This window comes from Megasphaera sp. DJF_B143, from assembly GCF_900320625.1.
Classification (GTDB): domain Bacteria; phylum Bacillota; class Negativicutes; order Veillonellales; family Megasphaeraceae; genus Megasphaera; species Megasphaera hexanoica.
This window is the reverse complement of record NZ_ONTA01000011.1, coordinates 1-2,120: the sequence shown is the minus strand read 5'-3', so window position 1 is coordinate 2,120 and position 2,120 is coordinate 1. Positions and strand designations below refer to the sequence as shown.

Annotated in this window: 2 protein-coding genes; both read left to right on the top strand. The window is 54.6% G+C overall.

What is annotated here, in order from left to right:
- The coding region (locus DBO31_RS00230; protein ID WP_150824145.1) for an HIT domain-containing protein at positions 1 to 253 on the top strand (253 nt) is incomplete at its 5' end.
- Between the two features lie 313 nt (positions 254 to 566).
- Positions 567 to 2,120: ATP-dependent endonuclease (locus tag DBO31_RS00225; protein WP_150824144.1), on the top strand; the 1,554-nt coding region annotated here is incomplete at its 3' end.

Here is a 2,120-nt window from a genome sequence, read left to right as displayed (position 1 = left end):
TGCTCCCGTAGCACCGGTACACGTCCTGGTCATCCCCAAGAAACACATTGCCAGTATCGCCGCCCTGACGCCGGACGACGCCGACGTAGCCGGCAAGATGCTCTATGCCATCCAGAAAGTAGCCCAGGTACTGGGCCTCGACAAGGAAGGCTACCGCGTCGTCTACAACACGGGTGAAAAAGCAGGCCAGACGGTCCATCACATGCACGCCCACATTCTCGGCGGCAAGGAAATGGCATGGCCGGGAGTATAAGACCTGCCGGGGAAAATCCCGGGCCGGTCCGGCGGAGACACCGGAAGAGTTCCGCCCGCCGCAGACAGGTCGCTGGCGGAGGCAGGATGATACGCATCGTTTCCCTGCTGTTACTGGCGGCTATCATGGCTTTCCTTATATTCCATATGAGATGATCCATACGGCTGCAGTACGGCTGCGGCCGTATTTTACTGCCCCGGGGAAAGAACCGGCCCGGTGACGGCAGGTGTTTGTGTTTTTGTGTCGAATACTATACATAGCGGTTCTGTGTTGGCATACACAGGATAATCTGAAGTACGGGCAGGTGACGCATGTGTACATACGATATATACGCATTGAAAATTACCGGAATTTCCGGGATGTAGAAATGACGTTCCACGAAAAGGCGAACTATCTCGTCGGGGAAAATGCCATCGGCAAGAGCAGTTTCCTGAGGCTGCTGAAGCTCATGAGCGAAGGCTGCGGCATTACAGAAGATGACTATGATTCAGTACTGCAGCCTATCGTCATCACCCTGGAACTGCAGCTCCTCGACAGCGATAAAGAGGCCTTTGCCGACCTTCCGGAAGAGCATATGACCTCTATCCGGGTGCGCATGGAAAAAAACGTAGAGGAAATCTATCCCCGGCTCTATGATGAACAGACGGGGGAACAACTGCCGCTGGATGTCATCCGGCGCATCCGCTACGTGTCCTATTCTTCGTCCCTTCCCCAGGAATACGCGGCCCCGGCACGGGTATACCGGGCCATTGAAGACATGCTTACCTCGTGGGGACAGACGCAGATTGCGGAGTTTACGCCGGAACTGCAGAATTTCATCCGCCATGAAGCCCGGTACGGTCATTTCGATTCGTCTTATTACGTTGATATCTTCCTCTTGTCCTGTCTGTTGCGCCGGCAGGACCGGTCCCTGGCGGATAACATGAAATTCATTTCCCTCGTCGCCCTGGAACTGATTACCCAGATTTATATCATGTGCCAGAGCAAGGCCGTTCCCATCGAGCACAATCTGATCGTCGATGAAAAAGGACGGCGCTGGCTGCCGCTCATCACGTCCATCGACGAACCGGAAATCCATCTTCATCCGTATATGCAGCGGTCTATCCTCCATTATTACAAGCAGCTCCTCAGCAACGAGGATCCCCGCTTTGCCGAACTGCTGAAGGGGTTGTTCCACATAGACGGCCTTCGGGGCCAGTTGTTCGTCGTCACCCATTCTACGGATGCCCTGGTCGATGACTACCGCAACATCGTCCGCTTTTACCGCCATGACGGCGGTCAGGTCCGGGCGGCCTGCGGGGCGACGATTCATTTCAGTGAAGAAATCGAAAAGCACCTGATCATGCACTTCCCCGAAGTGAAGGAAGCACTTTATTCGCGGAGTGTCATCATCGTGGAAGGGGAAACGGAGTATGGCTGTTTTTCTCTCTTCGGCACGACCCTGGGACTTCCCTTTGATTACTACGGCATCTGCCTGATCAATGCCCGCGGGGAAAGTTCCATTGCCAAGATCCGGAAATTGCTGCAATTCTTCCATATTCCCACGGTAGTGTTGTATGACGCCGATGTGAAAGGCAGCAAGGGGCATGAGAAGAATACGTTTTTCACCGACGGCATCTGCTTCGAAATGGATCTGGTGAAGACGATGATTTCCCACGGGAAACGGCGCGAGCTGGACCGCATCATCGATACGGCCAATGGCGAACATGCCCGTGCGACGACGGACATGCTCAAGAAGGCATGCCGCAAGCTCGACCTCAATTATCACGACTACCCGCCCCGCATGCTCTGGCATGTGAATCCCCGCAACCAGGATGCGCTCTGCGTCTACTATTTTTCCTGGCTGTACAGCAATAAGGGGGTCATC